Annotated in this window: 19 protein-coding genes; 13 read left to right on the plus strand and 6 right to left on the minus strand. The window is 68.1% G+C overall.

Annotated elements, in window-relative coordinates; genetic code table 11:
* Nucleotides 1-29: 29 nt before the first annotated feature.
* Nucleotides 30-467 carry a MarR family winged helix-turn-helix transcriptional regulator gene (locus J2W36_RS21070; RefSeq protein WP_307691730.1) on the minus strand — a complete coding sequence of 146 codons (438 nt, stop codon included), beginning with the start codon at nt 465-467 and terminating at the stop codon, nt 30-32.
* Between the two features lie 134 nt (nt 468-601).
* Between J2W36_RS21070 and J2W36_RS21075 the strand changes: the two genes are divergently transcribed.
* The 11 genes from J2W36_RS21075 (at nt 602) to J2W36_RS21125 (ending at nt 13,006) form a co-directional block, all read left to right on the plus strand.
* On the plus strand, nt 602-1,729 hold the full coding sequence (locus J2W36_RS21075) for a substrate-binding domain-containing protein (protein WP_307691731.1): 1,128 nt from the start codon (nt 602-604) through the stop codon (nt 1,727-1,729).
* 196 nt (nt 1,730-1,925) lie between these two features.
* Nucleotides 1,926-3,443 (plus strand): amidase, encoded by a 1,518-nt coding sequence (locus tag J2W36_RS21080; RefSeq protein WP_307691732.1) that lies wholly within the window; start codon nt 1,926-1,928, stop codon nt 3,441-3,443.
* Between the two features lie 99 nt (nt 3,444-3,542).
* Nucleotides 3,543-4,769: an urea ABC transporter substrate-binding protein gene (locus J2W36_RS21085; RefSeq protein WP_307691733.1), complete on the plus strand. Its 1,227-nt coding sequence runs from the start codon at nt 3,543-3,545 to the stop codon at nt 4,767-4,769.
* Nucleotides 4,770-4,906: 137 nt separating this feature from the next.
* The gene (locus J2W36_RS21090) at nt 4,907-5,773 is read left to right on the plus strand and encodes a branched-chain amino acid ABC transporter permease (protein ID WP_307691734.1); all 867 of its coding nucleotides are present in this window, start codon (nt 4,907-4,909) and stop codon (nt 5,771-5,773) included.
* Nucleotides 5,770-6,798, plus strand: a complete 1,029-nt coding sequence (locus J2W36_RS21095; RefSeq protein WP_307691735.1) for a branched-chain amino acid ABC transporter permease — start codon at nt 5,770-5,772, stop codon at nt 6,796-6,798. Before J2W36_RS21090 ends, J2W36_RS21095 begins: the two co-directional genes overlap by 4 nt.
* Nucleotides 6,795-7,517 (plus strand): ATP-binding cassette domain-containing protein, encoded by a 723-nt coding sequence (locus tag J2W36_RS21100; RefSeq protein ID WP_307691736.1) that lies wholly within the window; start codon nt 6,795-6,797, stop codon nt 7,515-7,517. The genes J2W36_RS21095 and J2W36_RS21100 overlap by 4 nt, the downstream gene beginning before the upstream one ends.
* 14 nt (nt 7,518-7,531) lie before the next feature.
* Nucleotides 7,532-8,236, plus strand: coding sequence for an ABC transporter ATP-binding protein (locus J2W36_RS21105; protein ID WP_307691737.1), 705 nt, complete (start codon nt 7,532-7,534; stop codon nt 8,234-8,236).
* Nucleotides 8,233-9,630, plus strand: a complete 1,398-nt coding sequence (locus J2W36_RS21110; protein ID WP_307691738.1) for an amidase — start codon at nt 8,233-8,235, stop codon at nt 9,628-9,630. The genes J2W36_RS21105 and J2W36_RS21110 overlap by 4 nt, the downstream gene beginning before the upstream one ends.
* Nucleotides 9,631-9,645: 15 nt before the next feature.
* The gene (locus J2W36_RS21115; RefSeq protein WP_307691739.1) at nt 9,646-11,229 is read left to right on the plus strand and encodes a GMC family oxidoreductase; all 1,584 of its coding nucleotides are present in this window, start codon (nt 9,646-9,648) and stop codon (nt 11,227-11,229) included.
* An 8-nt stretch (nt 11,230-11,237) separates the two neighbouring features.
* Nucleotides 11,238-12,224, plus strand: coding sequence for an acetamidase/formamidase family protein (locus J2W36_RS21120; RefSeq protein WP_307691740.1), 987 nt, complete (start codon nt 11,238-11,240; stop codon nt 12,222-12,224).
* Nucleotides 12,225-12,244: 20 nt separating this feature from the next.
* Nucleotides 12,245-13,006: an SDR family NAD(P)-dependent oxidoreductase gene (locus J2W36_RS21125; protein ID WP_307691741.1), complete on the plus strand. Its 762-nt coding sequence runs from the start codon at nt 12,245-12,247 to the stop codon at nt 13,004-13,006.
* A gap of 55 nt (nt 13,007-13,061) precedes the next feature.
* Here J2W36_RS21125 and J2W36_RS21130 read toward each other — a convergent pair whose 3' ends face one another.
* From J2W36_RS21130 to J2W36_RS21140, 3 genes are all read right to left on the minus strand, one after another.
* Nucleotides 13,062-14,039, minus strand: a complete 978-nt coding sequence (locus J2W36_RS21130) for an alpha-ketoacid dehydrogenase subunit beta (RefSeq protein WP_307691742.1) — start codon at nt 14,037-14,039, stop codon at nt 13,062-13,064.
* Nucleotides 14,030-15,070, minus strand: coding sequence for a thiamine pyrophosphate-dependent dehydrogenase E1 component subunit alpha (locus J2W36_RS21135; RefSeq protein WP_307691743.1), 1,041 nt, complete (start codon nt 15,068-15,070; stop codon nt 14,030-14,032). Before J2W36_RS21135 ends, J2W36_RS21130 begins: the two co-directional genes overlap by 10 nt.
* A gap of 72 nt (nt 15,071-15,142) precedes the next feature.
* Nucleotides 15,143-16,471 (minus strand): helix-turn-helix domain-containing protein, encoded by a 1,329-nt coding sequence (locus J2W36_RS21140; RefSeq protein ID WP_307691744.1) that lies wholly within the window; start codon nt 16,469-16,471, stop codon nt 15,143-15,145.
* 142 nt (nt 16,472-16,613) lie between these two features.
* Here J2W36_RS21140 and J2W36_RS21145 point away from each other — a divergent pair, with 142 nt between their 5' ends.
* A complete protein-coding gene (locus J2W36_RS21145) occupies nt 16,614-18,725 on the plus strand; it encodes a PQQ-dependent dehydrogenase, methanol/ethanol family (RefSeq protein ID WP_307691745.1) in 2,112 nt (703 codons plus the stop codon).
* Nucleotides 18,726-18,897: 172 nt separating this feature from the next.
* On the opposite strand, the gene J2W36_RS21150 is transcribed toward J2W36_RS21145, so the two are convergent.
* Nucleotides 18,898-19,875 carry a tripartite tricarboxylate transporter substrate-binding protein gene (locus tag J2W36_RS21150; protein ID WP_307691746.1) on the minus strand — a complete coding sequence of 326 codons (978 nt, stop codon included), beginning with the start codon at nt 19,873-19,875 and terminating at the stop codon, nt 18,898-18,900.
* Nucleotides 19,876-20,172: 297 nt separating this feature from the next.
* On the opposite strand from J2W36_RS21150, the gene J2W36_RS21155 reads away from it, so the two are divergent.
* Nucleotides 20,173-21,135 carry an SDR family oxidoreductase gene (locus tag J2W36_RS21155; protein WP_307691747.1) on the plus strand — a complete coding sequence of 321 codons (963 nt, stop codon included), beginning with the start codon at nt 20,173-20,175 and terminating at the stop codon, nt 21,133-21,135.
* Nucleotide 21,136: 1 nt separating this feature from the next.
* On the opposite strand, the gene J2W36_RS21160 is transcribed toward J2W36_RS21155, so the two are convergent.
* Nucleotides 21,137-22,495 carry a cytosine deaminase gene (locus J2W36_RS21160; protein WP_307691748.1) on the minus strand — a complete coding sequence of 453 codons (1,359 nt, stop codon included), beginning with the start codon at nt 22,493-22,495 and terminating at the stop codon, nt 21,137-21,139.

A 22,495-nucleotide genomic window follows, 5' to 3' on the forward strand; every position in this document is an offset into this window, starting at 1 on the left:
CCGGACATGCCCTGGCCCCGCCATGCGTCTCAGCCGGTCGCCTCGCATTCGTCGATGAAGTTCTCCAGCAGCTTCTTGAGTTGGCTGGTCTTGCGCGAACCCAGTGCGCCCTCGATCACGTCGTGGTGCGCGTCCACGCTCTTCTTCAGGCGCGCGACCGTCTCCAGGCCCAGGTCGCTGATGTAGACCACCACGCGCCGGCTGTCGGCCGCGTCGGCTGCCCGCAGCACCAGGCCGCGGCTGACCAGCTTGTCGATGTTCTTGGTGAGCGCCGGATGGTTGAGCAGGACGAGCGTCGCAAGATCGCCCATCGTGCGGCCCTGTTCGTCGGCCAGCACCTGCAGGATGCGCCAGTGCTCCTCGGTCACATCTTCGGCCGCGATCGACTGCGCCAGCCCGATGCGCATGCGCCGGTGGGCCGAGGCCAGCAGGTAGGCCAGGTACTGCGAGATGTCTTGCTCGGGCATGGGGCGGGCGGTTTCGGAATATTTGTATCTGGCTGACAGTTTAGCGATGATCGCTTGCCTTGGAAAGTATTGGCGCGGTTTTTGCGGTAGAGACCTCCCCTGTTGCCGTCTTGGTGCATTGCCAGGAGTTTTCGATGTATGCCTCCTCTGGATCGGTCGCGCGCGCTCCCCTGGTCATGCGGCCCGGCAGCGCCGCGCGGCGCCCGCCGATGGCGCGCCAGCAGTTGCAGATTGCACTGTGCGTGCCACTGGGCGGCTGCGCCGGCCTCTGGGGACCCTCGTCGCTGGCGTCGGCCAAGCTGGCGGTGTCAGAGCTCAACCGCGAAGCGGGGTTTGGCGGGCGCACCTGTCGGCTTCTGACCATCAATGCTGCGGATGACGCGGCCCAGCTCGAGGCCACGCTGACCGAACTGGTGCAGGCCGGCGACATCGACGCGATCATCGGCATGCACACCAGCGCGGTGCGCCATCGCATCCTGCGTGCCGTGGGCGGGCAGATTCCCATCGTCTACACCCCGCTCTATGAGGGCGGCGAATCGACCCCGGGCGTCTACGCCATCGGCGAGACGGCGGCGCGACAACTGCAGCCGGCCATTGGCTGGCTCGGGCAACGCAAGCGACCCAAGCGCTGGTTCGCCATCGGCAACGACTACGTCTGGCCGCGCATGTCTCACCGCATGGCGCGCGGCTATATCGCCCAGGCCGGCGGCACGCTGGTCGGGGAAACGTACCTGCCCTTGGGCACGACCGATTTTTCCCAGGTGCTCGACGCACTGCGTCGCACGCGGGCCGATGCCGTGCTGTTGTCGTTGGTGGGCCAGGACACGATCGAATTCAACCGCGCCTTCGGCCGTGCCGGCCTGTCGCGGGCGATGTTCCGGCTGTCGTGTGCCGTGGCGGAAAACGAGCTGCTCGGCATCGGCGCCGACAACGCCGACGAACTCTATGTCACCTGCGGGTACTTCGCATCGCTCGACACCGAGGCCAACCTGGCCTTCAAGGAGCGCTATCAGGCGCACTTCGGTGAGCGCGCGCCCACGCTCAATACCTTCGGCCAGTCCACCTACGAGGGCATGCATTTCCTGGCCGCGCTGCTCGATCGCGAACGCCAGGGCGGTGCGCAGGCAGCGTGTGCCGACGGTGCGCCGCTGACCTACCGCAGCGCGCGCGATGCCGATCAGGTCGAGGGCTGCCACAGCGTGGCGCCCATCTATCTGGCGCGTGCCGAGGGCCATACGTTTCGCGTGATCCAGCGTTTCTGACTGACGGCTGGTCGCGTTATTTATTTTCCAAGGAAAACAAAATGCTTGACTTGGAAAATATTGGATTCCAGAATGCACTCGTGTGAAGGCGGCCTGTCCTGCAACGATGCAGGCCCTTGCCGCCCACGCACAGACTGAGCCGGCGGCCTCGTCAACGCGCGCCGGTGCTGAATCAACGAAGAACGCGGAGTCCGACATGGCCATCAAACGCCCCACCCTGGATCAGCTGCAGGACGTTGCCCTGAGCCTGGGCATCCATCTGTCCGAAGCACAGGCGACCACCTACAACACGCTGCTGCAGCCCAACTTCGACGCCTACGACGTCGTCGATGCCATGCCCGACTACGTGCCTGCCGTGACCTATGCGCGCACGCCCGGCTACCGGCCCGGTGGCGAGGAGAACAAGTACGGTGCCTGGTACGCCAAGACCACCATCCACGGCAAGCCCGGCGGCAAGCTCGCTGGCAAGACCGTGGTGCTCAAGGACAACGTCTGCCTGGCCGGCGTGCCCATGATGAACGGCGCATCCACGCTGGAAGGCTACGTGCCCAACGTCGATGCCACCGTCGTCACACGGCTGCTCGACGCCGGCGCTACCGTCGTCGGCAAGTCGGTCTGCGAGTACTTCTGCTTTTCAGGCGGTTCGCACACCAGCGCCTCCGGCCCGGTGCACAACCCATACCGCATGGGCTACTCGGCCGGTGGTTCGTCGTCGGGCAGCGCGGCACTGCTGGCGGCCGGCGAGGTCGATCTGGCCATTGGCGGTGACCAGGGTGGCTCCATCCGCATGCCGGCCTCTTTCTGCGGCGTCTACGGCATGAAGGCCACGCACGGCCTGGTGCCCTACACCGGTGTGATGCCGATCGAGCTGACCATCGATCACACCGGTCCGATGACCAACAACGTGACCGACAACGCACTGATGCTCGAAGTGCTGGCCGGCCCCGACGGCCTGGACCCGCGCCAGCACGCCGGCCAGACGGCCAAGCCCTACAGCGATCTGATGAAGGAAGGCGTGCGCGGCCTGCGCATCGGCATCGTGACCGAAGGCTTCGGCTGGCCGCAGTCGGTGGGCGCGGTCGACGACAAGGTGCGCAAGGCCGCCGAGGTGTTCACGCAACTGGGCGCCATCGTCAGCGAAGTGTCGGTGCCGATGCACCGGGTCGGGGCCGCCATCTGGCTGCCCATCGCGGCCGAAGGCGCGACCCAGCAGATGATGAAGGACAACGGCCACGGCTTCAACTGGAAGGGCCTGTACGTCACCAGCATGGTCGACTTCCATGCAGGCTGGAAGCAGCGCGCGGACGAGCTGTCGGAAACGCTCAAGCTCACCATGGTGCTGGGCGAGTATTTCATCCAGCACTACCGCGGCCACTACTACGCCAAGTCGCAGAACCTGGCGCGCCAGCTCACCGCAGCCTACGACAGCGCGTTCGAGAACTTCGACCTGCTGCTCATGCCCACGCTGCCGATGACCGCCACACCGCTGCCCGGGCCAGGTGCGTCGATCGAGGAAGTGGTTTCGCGTGCCTTCGAGATCCTGCCCAACACCTGCCCGTTCGACGTCACCGGCCATCCCTCGATGAGCGTGCCATGCGGCCTGGTCGATGGCCTGCCGGTGGGAATGATGCTCACCGGCCGCGCCTACGACGAAGCCACGATCTACCGCGCCGCCTATGCCTTCGAGCAGGCCGGCGACTGGAAGGCCATCTAGGCCTTTTGCCTCGCCGGCAACCTCCACGCGCCGCCCTCTGCGCTTTCCTTTTTTCAAACCACAACGGCGGCACCGACCGCCACAACGAGGAGTAGTTTCATGGATCGTCGTTCCTTCATCCAGTCGTCGGCCGCCGCGCTCGCAGCCACGTCGGTGCCCCTGTTCCCGGTGGCGGCCATGGCCGCCGACGAGATCGTGGTGGGCAGCATCATCGACATGTCCGGCGGGCTGGACATCTACGGAAAGCCGATGGCCGACTGCATGACGCTGGCGGTCGAGGAGCAGAACGCCGCGGGTGGTTTGCTGGGCAAGAAGATCCGGCTCGCCACGTACGACCCGCAGTCGAACATGCAGCTCTATGCGCAGTTCGCGCAGCAATCGGCGCTCAAGGACAAGTCGACGGTCGTGATGGGCGGCATCACCTCGGCTTCGCGCGAGGTGATCCGGCCGGTGCTCACGCGCAACAAGACGCTCTACTTCTACAACACGCAGTACGAGGGCGGCGTGTGCGACCGCAACACCTTCTGCACCGGCGTCACGCCCGGCCAGACGGTTGCCAAGCTGGTGCCCTATGCGATGAAGAAGTGGGGCAAGAAGGTCTACGTGGTGGCGGCCGACTACAACTACGGCCAGATCACCTCGCAGTGGGTCAAGAAGTTCGTGCAGGAGAACGGTGGCTCGATCGCCTCCATCGACTTCTTCCCGCTCGACGTCACCAACTTCGGCCCGACCATCTCGAAGATCGAGCAGGCCAAGCCCGACATGATCATCTCGGCGCTGGTCGGCGGCGCGCACATCTCGTTCTACCGCCAATGGGCGGCTGCGGGCCTGACCAAGAAGATCCCGCTGGCCTCGACCACGTTCGCAGGCGGCAATGAGCAGATCGTGCTGTCGCCGGCCGAAGCCGATGGCTTTCTGGTGTCGTACAACTACTTCCAGAACCTCGACACGCCGCAGAACAAGGCCTTCAAGGAGCGCTTCTACAAGCGCTTCGGCGCCGACTACCCGAACATCACCGAGCTGGCGATGGGCACGTACCAGGGCTTCAAGCTTTGGGCCGAGGGCGTCAAGAAGGCGGGCTCGCTCGACCGCGAGAAGATGATCTCGGCGCTCGAGTCGGGCATCAGCATCGACGGGCCGAGCGGCAAGGTGTCGCTCGACCCCGAGACCCACCACTGCGTGCTCAACGTGAGCATCGCCGAAGTGCGCAACAAGCAGCTCAACATCGTGGAGACCTTCCAGCAGCAGCCGCCGGTGGACACCAGCGCGGTCTGCAACCTGAAGAAGAACCCCAAAGACAACCAGCAGTACGTCATCAAGGTTTAAGGCAAGACTCACCCCCCAGGCTTGCCCACTTCGTGTGGCAGCGCCTGCCCCCTGGCGGGGGGCAACACCTGCGGCCCGGCGAAGCCGGTTCCGCGGTGTTTCTGGGAGTTCTTCGTTTCCTGGTTGGAGTCTTTTTCATGGATCTGGCAGTCGTTGTTTTCATCCAGGTGCTCTACGCGGTGGCGAGCTTGGTCATCGTGTCGGCCGGCCTGGCTGTCATCTTCGGGATGATGAAGGTGATCAACCTGGCGCATGGCGAGTTCATGATGCTCGGTGCCTATGCGGTCATTGCCGCGCTCAAGGTCGGCGTGAACCTCTGGGTCGCGATCTTCCTGGTGGCGCCGATCGCCGTCGGGCTGGTGGGTGTGGTGCTCGAGCGCCTGGTCATCCGTCGCCTCTATGGCCGCATGGTCGACACCATGCTCGCCACCTGGGGCCTGTCGCTGCTGCTGGTGGGTATCGTGACCTCGGTCGCGGGCAACACCACGGCGGGCGTTTCGGCGCCACTGGGCAGCTTCTCGGTCGGCGCCTATTCGGTGAGCGGCTATACGCTGGTGATCATTGCGGTGGCCGTGGTGCTGGCCCTGGCGATCCGCTTCGTGCTCACCCGCACACAGTGGGGGCTCATTGCGCGCGGCACCATGCAGAAGCCCGACATGGCCAACGCACTGGGCATCAGCCCGAGCCGCGTCTACTCGGTCACCTTCGCCGTCGGGGCGGCGCTTTCGGGCCTGGCCGGCGGGTTGCTCGCGCCGCTGACCGGCGTGGTGCCCACCATGGGCGCGGCGTTCATCGCCAAGGCCTTCATCACCGTGATCGGCGGTGGGCCCGCCATCCTCGCGGGGCTGATCGGTGCGTCCACACTGTTCGGCGCCATCAACCAGCTCGCCACCTTCGTGACCACGCCGGTGTTCGGCGAGGTCGCGCTCTTGGTCGCCGCCATCGTCATGCTGCGTCTGCTGCCACAAGGCATCACCGGACGCTTCTTCAAGGGATCGCTGTGAATCGTTTTGCCAAGTCCTGGAAGAGTGCGGCGCTCAGCCTCGCGATCGGCCTCGCGCTGCTCGTGGGCCTGCCCGGCGTGCTCGACGACTACACCCTCATCGAAGTCACGATCTATGCCGTGATGTCGATCCTCGGCGTGAGCCTGGCCTTCATCTGGGGCTTCGGCGGCATCCTTTGCTTTGGCCAGGCCGCGTTCTTCGGGCTCGGGGCCTACGTCTATGCCATTGCCGTGATGAACATGGGCGACAGCACCGTCCCCTTCCTGCTGGCGATCGTGCTGCCCGCGCTGTTCGCGGCGCTGCTGGGCTACGTGATCTTCTATGGCCGTCTCTCGGACGTGTACATGGGCGTGATCACGCTGACCGTGACGCTCATCCTCTTCAACCTGATCAACTCCACGGCAGGGCCGGAATGGCGCATCGGCAGTGCGCCGCTGGGCGGCTTCAATGGCATTCCTGCCATCCCGACGCTCAATCTGCCGGGCCTGCCCGACGAGGTGCTCACGCCCAAGGATCTGTTCTATGTCACCTTCGCCTGCCTGCTGCTGGTGTACCTCGGGCTGCGCGTGCTCATCGGCTCGAAGATCGGCCGGGTGATCGTTGCAGCCAAGGAGAACGAGCAGCGCGTGCTGCTGCTGGGCTACGACGCGCGGGCCTACAAGCTCTTCAGCTTCACGCTCGGCGGCGCCATCGCAGGACTGGCGGGCTGCCTGTTCGCCAACTGGGGCGCGTTCACCAGCCCGACCATCTTCGGACTCGCGCAGTCGGCGCAGATCATCATCTGGGTGATCGTCGGCGGCCTGGGCACGCTGGTGGGGCCGATCGTGGGCTGTGTCGCGATCCAGTGGCTGACCTCGCAGATCGGCACCCAGCAGACGCTGAACGCGAACCTGGTGCTCGGCGCCATCCTGGTGGTCTTCGTGCTGCTGGTGCCGCGCGGCATCGTCCCGAGCATCGGCGACCTGATCGACAAGGCCTGGCGGCGCCTGCGTGGTGGCGGCAAGTCGGCGGAGGTGTCGCCATGACAGTCACCCCCATCATCGAGACGCGCGACCTCAACGTGCGCTTTGGCGGCGTGCATGCCACGCGCGACGTCAATTTCACGCTGGCCGAGAACGAGCTGCGCTGCGTCATCGGCCCCAACGGCGCAGGTAAGAGCACCTTCTTCAAGCTGCTGACCGGGCAGGTCAAGCCAACGTCGGGCCAGATCCTGTTTCGCGGCCAGGACATCTCCAGGATGCAGCCGCACGACCCGGGTCGCCTGGGCATCGGCATCAAGACGCAGGTGCCCAGCCTGTTCAACGGGCTGAGCGTCTGGGAAAACGTGTGGCTGTCGGCCCGCCGCGTCAACAGCACCGAGCAGGCGAACCGCATCACCCGCGAGACGCTGGAGCGCGTCGGCATGCACGCCTATCGCGACGTCACGGCTGGGCTGCTGGCGCATGGCATGCGTCAGTGGGTCGAGATCGGCGTGGTGATCGCGGCCGACCCGCCGCTGATCCTGCTGGACGAGCCGGCCGCCGGCATGAGCGACGCCGAGGTGGCGCGCACGGCCGAACTCATCCTGGAGATCAATCGCCAGCACGCGCTGGTGGTGGTGGAACACGACATGAACTTCATTCGCATGATCGCCAAGAAGGTGACGGTGCTGCACCAGGGCGCCGTGATCAAGGAGGACACGCCGGACCGCATCATGAGCGACCCGCTGATCCAGCAGATCTACCTCGGCAAGAAGCCGCACTGAAGCCGGAGGCACGCATGCTTGAAGTCAAGGGTCTTCACGCCGGCTACGGGGCCATCCCCGTGCTGCACGACATTTCGCTGACCATCGCCCAGGGCGAATCGGTCGGCATCCTGGGCCACAACGGCATGGGCAAGACCACGCTGCTGCGCACGCTGGTCGGCGCGCTGCGGGCGACCGCGGGCACGGTGCGCCTGGGCGACACCGACATCACGCGCCACGCGCCGCATGCCCGCGCGCGCCTGGGCATGGCCTATGTGCCGCAGGGCCGCGAGATCTTCCCCACGCTCAGTGCCATGGACAACCTGCGCATGGGCCTGGTGAAGACCGGCGAGCGCACCACCGACACCATCGACGCGCTGTTGGAGGACTTCCCGCGCCTCAAGCCGCTGCTCGACCGGCCCGGCGGCTCGCTCTCGGGGGGTGAGCAGCAACTGCTCGCGCTCGCCCGCGCGCTGGCCGGCAAGCCGACGCTGCTGCTGCTCGACGAGCCGACCGAAGGCATCCAGCCTTCGATCATCGAGGAGATCGCCGAGACGCTGGCGTCGCTGCGCGACCGCATGAAGCTGACCATCGTGCTGGTCGAGCAGAACCTCGAATTCATCGCGGCCGTGTCGCAACGGGTGCTGGTGATCAAGCGCGGCCAGATCGGCGGCGAGATCCCGCGCGAGCACCTTGGCGATTTCGAAATCATGAGTCAATACACAGGAGTCCACGGATGAGCAACGAACTGCATTACCTCGAACTGGTCGACGTCGGCCAGCGCATACAGCGCAAGGAACTCTCACCGGTGGAAGTCACCCAGGCCCAGCTCGACCGCATCGCGAAGGTCGACGGCGCGCTGCAGAGCTATGTGATCGTGATGGCCGAACAGGCGCTGGCCGACGCACGTCTTGCCGAGGCCGAGATCGCCAAGGGCCACATCCGCGGCCCGCTGCATGGCGTGCCGGTGGCGGTCAAGGACCTGTGCTGGACCGAAGGCGTTGCCACGGCCGCCGGCATGACGCTGTACAAGGACTTCGTGCCGACGGAAGACGGCACGGCAGTGCGCAAGCTGCGCGAGGCGGGGGCGGTGATCCTCGGCAAGCTGCAGCTCACCGAGAGCGCCTACGCCGACCACCATCCCACGGTCACGCCGCCGGTCAATCCGTGGAACGCGGCGCACTGGTCGGGCGCGTCGTCCAGCGGCTCGGGCGTGGCGACCGCCGCCGGGCTTTGCTACGGCTCGCTGGGCACCGACACCGGTGGCTCGATCCGCTTCCCCTCGTCGGCCAACGGCCTGACCGGACTCAAGCCGACCTGGGGCCGTGTAAGCCGCTACGGCGCCTTCGAACTCGCCGCCACGCTCGACCACATCGGGCCGATGACGCGCAGCGCGGCCGATGCGGGCGCGATGCTCGGCGCGATCGCCGGGGCCGATCCGAAGGACCCGACGGCCAGCCTCTCACCGGTACCCAACTACCTCGCCGGCATACAGCGCGGCCTGCGAGGCTTGCGCGTGGGCATCGACGCGCGCTGGAACAGCGAGGGCGTCGATGCCGCCACGCTCCAGGTGATGGAAGGCGCGCTGGCCGCCGTGCGCGCACTCGGTGCCGAGGTGCGTGAAGTGCACTTCCCCGACCCGTCGCAGGTCATCGTCGACTGGTTCCCGCTGTGCGGCATCGAAGCGGCCGTGGTGCACGAGCGCACCTACCCGTCGCGCAAGGACATGTACGGCCCGGCGCTGTCGGGCATCCTCGACCTGGGCCGCGCGCAGAGCGGCACGGACTACCAGAAGATCGTGCTCAATCGCCATGCCTTCAGCGGACGGGTGCGCGAGATGTTCGAGGGCATCGACCTGCTGCTCATGCCTTCTCAGGGCGTGGCCTCGCCCACGCTCGAGCGCATGAAGACCTTCGGCGAGGACGCCGAGATGATGTCCGCGATGCTGCGCTACACCTGCCCCCTGGACATGAGTGGCAGCCCGACGATCACGCTGCCCGGCGGTTTCACCGAAGCGGGCACGCCGGTCGCCTTCCAGTTCGTGGCGCGCCACTTCGAGGAAGAGCTGCTGGTGCGCGCCGGCTGGGCCTTCCAGCAAGCGACCGATTGGCACCAGCGGCATCCGGCGCTGTAAGAGCCCAAGCAGCGCATGTACGACACGATCATCGTGGGTGCCGGCTCTGCGGGCTGCGTGCTGGCGAACCGGCTGTCGGCCGACCCGGCGCGCCGCGTGCTGCTGCTGGAGGCCGGCCGCGCTGCGCCGCGCAACGCCGACATCCCGGCGAACTGGCCGTTGATGTTGAACACCGAGGTCGACTGGGGCTTCCACACCGTGCCCCAGGCAGGTTGCCGCATGCGGCGCATGTACTGGCCGCGCGGGCGCATGGTCGGCGGCTCGGGCGCGCTCAACGCCATGATCTACATGCGGGGCCTGCCATCGGACTACGCGCGCTGGGAGGCCGCCGGCTGTGCGGGCTGGGGGTGGCGCGACGTGCTGCCGGCCTTCGTCAAGTCCGAGCGCAACCTGCGCTGGCACGATGCGCCGCTGCACGGCACGCAGGGCGAACTGGTGGTCTCCGATATCGCCCACATCGACCCGGTGGAACGGTTGTGGATCGAAGCCGCGCAGGCGGCGGGCCTGCCGTGGAACGACGACTTCAACGGGCCGACGCAAACGGGTGTCGGCCTGTTCCAGGCCACCGTGCGCGAGGGTGAGCGCTGGGGCACCGGCAAGGCGTTCCTGGCGCCAGCGCTGGCGCGGCCCAACCTCACCGTGCACACGGGTGCCACGCTGCTGCGCGTGCAGTTCACCGGCAAGCGCGCCACGGGCGTGTCTTTCCTCGTGAACGGTGTGCCGCAGACGGCCCAGGCGGCGTGCGAGATCGTGCTCAGCGCCGGTGCCATCGGCTCCCCCCACCTGCTGCTGCAGTCGGGCATCGGGCCGGCCGACGAACTGGCCACGCTGGGCATTGCATCGGTCGTCGACCTGCCGGGCGTCGGCCGCAACCTGCAGGACCACATCAACTGCCCGGTGACCTTCGCGACCACCGAGCGCTTTGGCATTGCACAGGCGTCGGCCGAAGAGGCGGCGGCCCAGTTGCAGCAGTGGGAGCGTTCCCGCAGCGGGCCGCTGGTGTCGAACTGGTCGGCCTGCGGCGGCTTCGCACACATCGACGCGAATGCCCAAGACCCCGACCTGCAGCTCTACTGCATCGTCACGCCACACCGCGACCACGCACGCAACCTGTCGACGCAGCCGGGCATCACACTGTTCTCGGTGGCGCAGCGGCCCCGCAGCCACGGCGTGCTGCGGTTGCGCTCGGCCGACCCGCTGGAGGCGCCGGCCATCGATCCGCGCTACTTCAGTGACCCCGAAGGCGCCGACCTGCAGCTGGTGGTCGATGGCATCCGGCTGCAGCGCCGCATTGCCGCGCAGTCGCCCTTGCGCGAGGTCATCCACGGCGAGTTCGAGGCCAGCGCGCTGGCGCAATCGGACGCGGAACTCGCGGACTTCGTGCGCAGCCAGGCCACCTCGCTCTACCACCCGACCAGCACGTGCAGCATGGGCACCGGCGCGATGGCGGTGGTCGATGCGCAGTGCCGCGTGCGCGGCGTCGAAGGCCTGCGCGTGGCCGACGCCTCGGTCTTCCCGTCGATGGTCTCGGGCAATACCAATGCCCCCACGATCATGGTCGCCGAGCGGGTGGCCGACTTCATCCTGAACGAAAGCTGAGGCATCTCATGGACTGGCTCGACACCTCGATCATGCGCACGCGCGGCACTGCGCAGGGCCGCACGCCCGACACCCACGAACTCACCGAAGCCAAACAAGGCAAGTACCACTACACCATCGGCCCGTACTCCGACCCGGTGCTGCATGTGCGGCCTGGCGACCGCGTGGTGGTCGAGACGCGCGACGCCTTCGAAGGCGCGATCCAGACCGAGCAGGACCTGCCCTCGCGCGTGCTCTCCATGCCCTTCGTCAATCCGCAGAATGGGCCGATCATGGTCGAGGGTGCGCGCAAGGGCGACGTGATCGCGGTGCACATCGAGTCGATGGCGCCGCGCGGGCCCAACCCGCGTGGCACCTGCGCGATGATCCCGCACTTTGGTGCGTTGAGCGGCACCTCGCTCACGGCGCTGCTGACCGATCCGCTGCCCGAGATCGTGCGCAAGATCGACGTGGACGAACAGGGCGTGTACTGGAGCCGGCGTGTGACCCTGCCTTACCGGCCGCACATCGGCACGCTGAGCTGCTCGCCGGAGATCGACTCGATCAACACGCTCACGCCGGACGCGCACGGCGGCAACATGGACCTGCCCGACATGGGGCCGGGCAGCATCACCTACCTGCCGGTGCGCGCGGACGGCGGGCGCCTCTTCATCGGCGACGCGCACGCCTGCCAGGGTGACGGCGAGGTGTGCGGCACGGCGGTCGAGTACGCGAGCACCACCACCTTCCAGGTCGACCTGATCAAGGGCTGGTCGCTCGAATGGCCGAGGCTGGAAAACGAGGCCGTGATCATGGCGATCGGCAGCGCCCGGCCGCTGGAGGACGCCACGCGCATCGCGTACCGCGAGCTCATCCTCTGGATGGAGGCCGAGTACGGCTACGACCGCTGGGACGCCTACATGATGCTCAGCCAGTGCGGCCAGGTGCGGCTGGGCAACTTCGTCGATCCCAAGTACACGGTCGGCGCGGCCATCCGCAAGACCTATCTCGCCTGACAAGGCCCAGGAGCATCACCATGGATCTCGGACTCAAGGGGCTGCGGGCCCTCGTCACCGGCGGCACCAAGGGCATCGGCCGCGCCATCGCCCAGACGCTGGTGGCCGAGGGCGTGCACGTGGCGCTGTGCGCGCGCAATGCGTCGGAGGTGGCGCAGGCCGTTGCCGACCTGTCGGCGCCTGGCGTGCAGGTGGTCGGCGAAGCGGTCGACGTGGGCGACGGCCCGGCGCTCCAGCGCTGGGTCGCGGCCGCGGGCGACGCGCTGGGCGGCATCGACATCGTGGTGGCCAACGTGAGCGCGCTGGCCATTGCCAACGACGAGGCCGGTTGGCAGCGCGGCTTCGAGGTCGACATGATGGGCACGGTGCGCCTGGTCGATGCGGCCCTGCCGCAGCTCGAGCGCAGCGCGCATGCGGCCATTGTGACCATCTCCAGCGTGTCGGGGCGCGAGATCGACTTTGCCGCCGGACCGTATGGCGCCTTCAAGGCCGCCATCGTCCATTACACGCAGGGCCTGGCCTTTCACCTGGCGGCGCGGCACATCCGCGCCAACTCGGTGTCGCCGGGCAACACCTATTTCGCGGGCGGCGTGTGGGACCAGATCGAGCAGGGCAACCCGGCGCTCTACGCGCAGGCGCTGGCACTCAATCCGACCGGGCGCATGGGCACGCCGCAGGAAGTCGCCAACGCCGTGGCTTTTCTCGCCAGCCCGGCGGCGAGTTTCGTGACGGGCACGAACCTGGTGGTCGATGGCGCCTTGACGCGCGGCGTGCAGCTGTGAACGCCGCGCTTACAGCTCCCGCCGCAGGCGCTCAAGCGTGCGGCGTGGCCTTCTTTCAGCCGGCCAGCCTGCGCGCTGCGGCCGCGATCGCCTCGGCGCCCACGCGCGACTGCGCTTCGAGCACCGGCGCGTAGCCGACCGGAATGCGCGGCGCACCCAACCGCGCAATGCGGCAGCCCGAGGCTTCAGCCGCCGTCGCGGCGATTTCGGCGCCGAAGCCCGAGGCCTGCACCGCCTCGTGCACGACCAGCAGGCGCTGCGTGCGCGCACAGGCCGCGAGCACGGTTTCGCGGTCCCAGGGCCACAGCGTGCGCAGGTCGATCAGCTCGACCGTGATGCCTTCGTCGGCCAGCACGTCGCAGGCTGCGGCGCAGGCCTGCAGTTGCCGGCCCCAGCTCACCAGCGTGAGTGCGTCACCGCGGCGCAGCGTGGCGGCCTGGCCCAGCGGCACGGCGATGCCTTCGTCCACGGGGCCGCGCTGGCCCCACAGCGTCTTGTGCTCGATGTAGACCACCGGGTCGCCGCAGGCCAGCGCCGCGCGCAGCAGGCTGTAGTTGTCCTGCGGGGTCGAGGGGCTCACGACCACGACACCCGGCAGGTGCGTGAACCAGGCCTCCAGCGACTGCGAATGCTGGGCCGCCGACGCGTCCCAGATGCCGCCGGGCATGCGCGCGACCAGTGGCACGCGGCCCTGGCCACCGAACATGAACCGGTTCTTGGCGGCCTGGTTGACCAATTCGTCCATGCCGCACAGGGCGAAGTCGACCACGCGCATCTCGATCACGGGCCGCAGTCCGGCCAGTGCCATGCCGACGCCCGCACCCATGATGGCGGCCTCGCTGATCGGCGTGTCGATCACGCGGTCGGCGCCAAAGCGCTGTTGCAGGCCCTGGTACTGCCCGAAGATGCCCCCGCGTCCGACGTCCTCGCCGAGCACGACCACGCGCGGGTCGGCTTCCATCTCGCGCTGCACGGCCAGGGCAGCCGCCTGGGCGTAGCTCAGGTCCTTGGGGTTTGCGTTGCTCAGAACCATTGGTCTGCTCCCGTGGTCTGGACATCGGTGAAGGCCGCTTCGGGTACAGGCCAGGGCGCGGCATCGGCGGCCACCAGCGCGGCCGTGACCTCGTCGCGCGCCGCGTCGGCGATGGCGTCGAGCGCCGCAGGCGGCACGCCGGCCGCGCGCAGCACCGCGTGTGTGCGCTCGATCGGGTCGGTCGTCAGCGCGGCGGCCAGTTCGGCGGGGTCGCGGTAGGCCGCAGCGTCGACCGATACGTGGCCCTTCACACGGTAGGTCAGCGCATGCAGCAGGCGCGGACCTCCGTCTGCGCGCACCTCGGCGATCAGGGTGGCGGCCGTGGCATGCACCGCGAACACGTCGTTGCCGTCGACCTGCGTGGCCGGGATATCAAGTGCGAGCGCACGTGCCGAAGCGCCGTCGCCCGCCGTCATCGGGCCGCTGGCGGTGGTCGCGCTCCACCGGTTGTCCTCGCAGACGAAGAGCACCGGCAGCGCATACACCCGCGCCCAGTTCAGCGCTTCCAGGAATGGCCCCCGGTTGATGGCGCCGTCGCCGAAGAAGCACACGGTGATGGCGTCCTGATCGACCGGGGAGCGGCCCCGTTGCAGCTTCTGCGCATGTGCCGCGCCCACCGCGATCGGCAGGCCGGCCGCGACCACGCCGTTGGCCCCCAGCATGCCCACCGAGAAGTCGGCGATGTGCATGGAGCCGCCCTTGCCGCCGTTGAAGCCGGTGGCCTTGCCGAACAGCTCGGCCATCATGCGGCCGAGGTCGGCGCCCTTGGCCAGCGTGTGGCCGTGGCCGCGGTGTGTGGAGGTGAGGAGGTCGCCGGGCCGCAGGTGCGCGCAGACGCCTGCGGGCACTGCTTCCTGCCCGGTCGACAGGTGCAGCGGGCCGCGCACCTGGGCGGTGCCGGCGGCCTGCTGGCCATAGGCGCTCACGCCGCCCTGGCTGGCGGCCTCGGCCGCGTTCTCGAACGCGCGGATGCGCACCATCATCCGGTACAACGCCTGCGCGATGTCCGGCTCGGGAAAACTCGACGCCATCTTGTCTCCAGCGCACCGGAGGCGGCGCGGTGCGGACCATCGTAGCCATGCCCCCGGTGGGGTGGGAGTGGGCTAACCCGCGGGCGCGCTTTCGCTTTCGCCCTCGTTGTCGGGGCCGGCCTGCTGGCGCCAGCGCCGCAACTGCCGGTAGAGCGTGCCACGCGAGACCCCCAGTTGCCGTGCCGCGTGCGAGATGTTGCCGCCGTGCGCGGCCAGCGTGTCTTCGATGAGGCGGTGGCTGTGCGCGCGCAGGGTTTCGGTGGTGACGGCCGGTGCGCACGCTCCTTCGCCACGGTCCTCGCCTTTGTTTCCCTCATCCCGTGTCATGGCCACGGCCGCCTGCGGCATCGGTGCCGCCACCACGGTGTCCGCGGGTGCCACTGTGGCCACCGCGTGCCGGAAGTCCGCGCCGTCCGGTGCATTCAGCCGTGCCCGCATCCAGACGGCCAGCCCGTGGGGCAGACGCAGCGGTCGCGCGGTGTCGTGGCGGCCGAGTTGGAGCAGGTCGCCCAGGTCGCAGCCGAGCAGTGCGCCGACGTGGCGTTGGCCCGCGGCGTCGGTGGCATCGGCAGCGTCGGCCGCTTCGGGCAAGGGGCCGACCAGTCGCACCGCCGCGCCGTTGAGCCAGGCGATGGTGCCGTCGGAGGCGATGCCCATGAGCGCTTCCATCGGCGTGCCCAGCAGCGACGGATGCGCCTGGAAGCGCAGCACGAGCAGGCTGCGTGACTGCGCCTGCAGCAACCGGTTCTCGATGGTGGTCGCATACAGCCCGACCATGGCCGCGGCGTCGAAGCCGAAGCGGCGCTGCTCCACCGTGAGGTCGAGCACGCCCGCCAGGCGTCCGTGCACATCGCGGATCGGTGCGGCGGCGCACTGCAGGCCGCACAGCTGGTCGAAGTAGTGCTCGGCGCCGTCGACGGTGCAGGCCTGGCCTGTCGACGCCACGATGCCGGGCGCTGTCGTGCCGACCATGCGTTCGGAGATGTTCACGCCCACGCGCGAGGTGGCGCTCAGCACCGGTTGGTGCGCCGCATGGGGGTGGTGGGTGACGTGCAGCACCACCCCGTCGCAGTCGGTCAGGATCACGCGGCAGTCGGTACCCGCGAGCATGCCCTCCATCGCGCTCAGGTCGGGGTCGGCCGCCTCGATCAGCGCGCGATGGCGCTGGCGCGTGGCATGCAGCCGGCTGGGCGTGACCGGGTCGAAGGGCACGACGCGATGGCGGTCGGCATGCGTGCGGGTGCAGCGCATCCACGACTGCAGCACCGCCTCGGGGACCAGTCCCGAGGGCCGCACGCCATCCTCGAAGAACTGCTGGCGGGCGAGCGCGGTGCGCTCGGCCGGCGTGCTGGCGAATAGCGCGCGGGGGGCGGTGGCGGTATCGGTCGATCGCGAGGCCATGGGCAAGTGGGGTGGCGCGCCGGCGCCGGCGCAGCCGCCGACTGTGTTCCGCAATGGAACACTGGCGGGAGGGGGAAATCCCGAAGGTGAACAAAGCGCTCACGTGGCCCATCCTCCGGACACAACAACAGGAGACGACACGATGAACCGCTTCACCGGCGCCACCGCCTTGATCTGGGGCCTGGGCGCGGCCTTGCTGCCCGCCCTGGCACAGACGCCCCCCAAGGGCTCGCCCGCTCACGTCCAGACCGCCCTGCAGAAAGTCGACGGCAACTTCATCCGCGCCAACGCGGCCAAGACGCCCGACTGGCCCAGCTACGGGCTCGACTACGCCGAAACCCGTTTCAGCAAGCTCGATCAGGTCAATGCGTCGAACGCGAAAGACCTCGGGCTGGTCTGGTCGTACAACCTCGAATCGACGCGCGGCGTGGAGGCCACGCCCCTGGTGGTCGATGGCGTGATGTACGTCACCGCCTCCTGGAGCGTGGTCCACGCCATCGACGTGCGAACCGGCCAGAAGCTCTGGACCTTCGACCCGCAGGTCGACCGGTCCAAGGGTTTTCGTGGCTGTTGCGACGTGGTCAACCGCGGCGTTGCGCTCTATCAGGGCAAGGTCTACGTGGCCGCCTACGACGGTCGGCTGATCGCACTCGACGCGGCCACCGGCAAGACGGTCTGGGAAAAGAACACGATCGAAGGGCAGAAGGGCTCGTACACCATCACCGGCGCGCCGCGCATCGTCAAGGGCCGCGTCATCATCGGCAATGGCGGGGCCGAGTACGGCGTGCGCGGCTTCGTCAGCGCCTACGACGCCAACACCGGCGAGCGCAAGTGGCGCTGGTTCGTGGTGCCCGGCGATCCGTCCCAACCCTTCGAGGACGCCTCGATGGCGCGTGCGGCCAAGACCTGGGACCCCTCGGCCAAATACTGGGAGTCGGGTGGCGGCGGCACGCCCTGGGATTCCTTTGCCTACGACCCCGAGCTCAACCTGCTCTATGTGGGCACCGGCAACGGCTCACCCTGGTCGCACAAGGCGCGCAGCCCCAAGGGCGGCGACAACCTCTACCTGGGCTCGGTGGTGGCGCTCAACCCCGACACCGGCAAGTACGTCTGGCATTATCAGGAGACACCGGGCGACAACTGGGACTACACCTCGACGCAGTCGATGATCCTGGCGGACGTCAAGGTCGACGGCAAGGCACGCAAGGTGCTGCTGCATGCGCCGAAGAACGGTTTCTTTTTCGTGATCGACCGGACCAACGGCAAATTCATCTCGGCCAAGAACTTCACCGAGGTCAACTGGGCCACGGGCTACGACAAGAACGGCCGACCTATCGAGCTGGCCGCCGCGCGTGACGGCAGCAAGCCCTACGACGCGATCCCCGGCCCCTTCGGCGCGCACAACTGGCATCCGATGTCGTTCAACCCGCAGACCGGCCTGGCCTACCTGCCCGCGCAGCACGTGCCGCTGAACCTGATGGACGACAAGGACTGGAAGTTCAACGAAGACAAGCCCGGCCGGCCGCATGCCGCGCTGGGCTGGAACACCGCCAAGTTCGCCAACGCCGAGGCGCCCAAGAGCAAGCCTTTCGGCCGGCTGGTCGCCTGGGACCCGGTGGCGCAGAAGGAGGCCTGGGGCGTGGACTACGCCTCGCCCTGGAACGGCGGCACGCTGACCACCGCCGGCAACCTGGTGTTCCAGGGCACGGCCGACGGCCGCCTGGTGGCCTACGACGCGAGGAACGGCACCAAGCTGTGGGAGTCGCCCACCGGCACCGGCGTGGTCGCGGCGCCCGCGACCTACCTGGTCGACGGCAAGCAGTACGTGTCGGTGGCGGTCGGCTGGGGCGGGGTCTACGGCTTGGCCCAGCGCGCCACGGAGAAGCAGGGGCCGGGCACGGTCTACACCTTCGCCCTGGGCGGCACGGCCAAAATGCCGGAGTTCGTCCAGTACCGCATGGACAAGCTCGTGCAGGGCGTGAAGTACGACCCGGCCAAGGTGCAGGCCGGCACGATGCTCTACGTCGCCAACTGCGTGTTCTGCCATGGCGTGCCCGGCGTGGACCGCGGCGGCAACATCCCCAACCTCGGCTACATGGACGCCGCCTACATCGAGAACCTCGACAAGTTCGTGCTCGCCGGCCCCGCCATGTCCCGCGGCATGCCCGACTTCACCGGCAAGCTGAGCAACGAAGACATCGACAGCATCAAGGCCTTCATCCAGGGCACGGCCGACGCCATCCGACCGAAGTAGGGCTCGCCCGCAGGCTTGCTCGCTTCGCGTCGCCGCCTACCCCTGCCGGAGGCGACACCGGCGGCCCGGCAAAGCCGGTTCCGCGGTGTCTCCCGCATGGCGAAAAAAAACGCCGTCCCGAAGGGGCGGCGGCTTTTTGATGTGTCAGGCCCCGCGAAGGGCAGGCGCTGGGTCAGTCTGCGTAGACGCCGGCGGCCTTGATGATGGGGCTCCACTTGGCGATCTCGTCGGCCACGAACTTCTTGTGGCCGGCCGGCTCGATGCGGCCGTCGGTGGCGACCACGGCGCCCAGGCCTTCCTGCTTCTTGATGAAGTCCGGATCCTTCAGCGCGACCTTGACGGCGTCGTTGAGCTTCTTGAGCACGGCGGGCGGCGTGCCCTTGGGCGCGTAGAGACCGTGCCAGATCGTGACCTGGAAGTCCTTCAGGCCGGCTTCCTGCAGCGTTGGCAGATCCTTGAGCAGCGGTGTCGTCAGGCGCTTGGGCGTGGTCACGGCATAGGCCTTGACCTTCTTGGACTCGATCTGCGGCGACGTGTTGGTGGTCTGGTCGCACAGCAGGTCGATCTGGCCGCCGATCAGGTCGGTGATGGCCGGCGCGGTTCCCTTGTAGGGCACCGGGGTCATCTCGGTCTTCATGGCCGTCTGGTAGAGCAGGCCGCACAGGTGCGACGCCGAGCCGACGCCCGCGTTGCCCAGGTTGATCTTGCCCTTGTTCGCGGCGATCCAGGTGGTCAGCTCGGCATAGGTGTTGGCCTGCATGCTCGGCTTGGCGATCAGCGTCATCGGGACGTCGTTGATGATGCCGAGGTATTCGAAGTCGCTCTCGACCTTGAAGGGCAGATTGCGCACCAGCGTCGGCACGGTGGACATGCCGATGTGGTTGAGCAGCAGGGTGTAGCCGTCCGGGTTGGCGCGGGCCACCTTGGCTGCGCCGATGGAACTGCCGGCGCCCGGCACGTTGTCGATCACCACGCTGACGCCGCCAAGGGGCTTGCGCAGGGCTTCGGCCAGGTCGCGTGCGACGCGGTCGGTCGGGCCGCCGGCCGAGAAGGGCACGACGATGCTGATCGGCTTGCCACTGGGGTAGTCCTGGGCGAAAGCGGCGGTGCAGGCAAGCGCCATGGCGGTGAGGGCAAGCAGATGTTTCACGTTGTTTCCCAGGTCAAAGGGCGGGATGCTAGGTCCTGACTTCCACCTGACCACCTCGGATTTACCCTTATTCCTTTCGGTGGTGAAGGGCATGCCTGCATGGCGCCTGACCGCGCGGCGGTCGTCGGCGTTGGACGACAGGATGCGGCGGCTGCCGGTTCTAACGTGAATCACCTTTTCATTCGTTCAACCTGCAACCTACGAGGAATCACGATTTTGGCCCGCACACCTTCCCGCCCATCCGCCTCTTCCAGCCCCACCTCCCCCAGCAGCGCCTCCTCCTCTCGGACGGACGCTGTGGGCCAACTCGCGCGCACCCACCGTCGCATTCAGCGTGACCAGGACGCCAGGGACCTGACCGCGCCGGCTTCCAAGCAGCCCAAGCGGGCCGTACAGGCCGGCGCGCGCGCGCAGCCCAGCGATCAGACCGGCGAGAAGCAGAAGAAGCCCGGCCGCGAATCGGCCATGAAGCTGCAGCCGCGCTTTCTGGCGCCGGACTACGAGGGCAGCCGCAAGCTCGAAGGCATGGCGACCATCGTGACCGGTGGCGACTCCGGCATCGGCCGCGCGGTGGCCGTGCTGTTCGCGCGCGAAGGCGCCGACGTGGCACTGGTCTATCTGAATGAGCATGACGACGCCAAGGCCACGCAGGCGGCGGTCGAGGCCGAAGGCCGCCGTTGCATCCTGATCCCGGGCGACGTGCGGCGCTCGGCGTTCTGCGACCGCGCCGTGGCCCGCACCGTCAAGGCCTTCGGCCGGCTCGACGTCCTCGTCAACAATGCCGCCTTCCAGATGCATGCGGAAAATCTGGAGGACATCAGCGACGAGCGCATGGACCTCACGCTGCAGACCAACATCGGCGGCTACATGCGCATGGCGCGCGCGGCGCTGCCGCACATGAAGAACGGCGCGTCGATCATCAACACCGGCTCGCGCACCGGCCTGCAGGGCAGCAGGAACCTCATCGACTATTCGGCCACCAAGGGCGCGATCCACGCGTTCACGAAGGCGCTGGCGCTCAACGTCATCGACCGCGGTATCCGCGTCAACGCGGTCGCACCCGGCCCGGTGTGGACGCCGCTCAACCCGGCGGACAAGACAGCCGCCGACGTGAAGAAGTTCGGCAAGGAAACCGACTTCAAGCGCGTGGCGCAGCCCGAAGAGCTGTCGCCGGCCTACGTCTTCCTCGCGTCACCGGTGTGCGCCGGCTACATCACCGGCATCGTGCTGCCGGTGACGGGCAGCGTGGCGGCGATCTGATTCAAACGGCCATCAGCGCGTCGAGCTCGCGGTAGTCGGGCAGGGTGGTGTCGATGGCGCGGCCGGCGCGGATCACGGTGCGGTCGAACTGGGCGCGCGCCAGCATCTCCGAATAGCTGCGTGCCTTGAGCACCAGCAGGTCGGCCGGCCCGCCGACCTTGATCGTGCCGCGGTCGATGCCCATGATGGCCGCCGGTGTTTCGGTCGCGGCGCGGATCCAGTCGCCCAGCGGATGGTCCAGGTGCAGGATCTTCACAGCTTGGGTGAAGGTGTCGAGCATGTCGTGGTCGCCGTAAGCGTAGAACGGATCGCGGCAGTTGTCGCCGGCCACCGCCACACGCAGGCCGCGCGCCTTCATTTCGTGCAGCACCGTCACGCCGCGCCAGCGCGGGGTGCGCGCCTCGGGGCTGCGGTCCTGCAGGTACATGTTGACCGTCGGCAGGCTCACGATGTCGATGCCGGCTTCCTTGCAGGCGGCGATCGTCTCTTCGATGAAGTCGTCGGTCTGCAACGCGAGCGAGGTCACGTGGCCGCACAGGATGCGCCCCTTGAAGTTCTGCGCGATGGCCGTGCGCGCCACGCGGATCAGCGAGCGCGCCGCGGGGTCGGTCGACTCGTCGACATGCAGGTCGAGGTCGAGCCCGCGCTCCGCCGCGAGCTGGAAGACGCGCACCAGCGCCTCGTCCAGATCGGGCGGCATGGTGTCGGCGGGGTAGGTCATCGACTTGGTGACGCAGCCCAGCCGCCCGCCGCTCTCGGCCACGATGTCGGCCAGCTGCCGGCCTTCGTCGGTCAGGAAGATGTTGAGCGGCGCGATGGACGACGCCTGCAGCTCGATGCGCCCGGTCCAGCGCTCGCGCATCTCGCGAAACACGGGGAACGAAATGGCCGCCTGCGGCGCCAGCGAGTCGAGGTGCGTGCGGATCGCAACCACGCCCTTGGCGTAGGCGGTGCGCAGGCCGAAGTCCATGCGCTGGCGCACGTCGTCGGCATGCCAGTTCGCGGTGCGGTCGATGCCGGTGGCCTTCGACGCACCGGCCCCGTCGCCGGTCGCGTTGGGCTGGCGCGGCCAGATGTGGCCCTTGTCGAGATGCGTGTGCACGTCGACCATGCCCGGTAGCACCATCGATGCGTCCAGGTCGGGGCCGCTTGCGGCATCGAAGCTGCCGGCCGGTGCGATCGCGTCGATGCGGCCGTGGGCGATGCGCAGGTCGACGGCGACCAAATCGCTGTGGCCATCGTGGATTGGCCGCAGCCGGTCGGCGGTCGCCGCATCGACCTGCAGCAGGCAGCGCGGCGCGCGCAAGTTTCGCAGCACGTAGTTGTCTTGCGCGGGGGGTTGGAAGAAGGAATGGCTCAT

Source organism: Variovorax ginsengisoli (assembly GCF_030811835.1).
Lineage (GTDB): Bacteria > Pseudomonadota > Gammaproteobacteria > Burkholderiales > Burkholderiaceae_C > Variovorax > Variovorax ginsengisoli_C.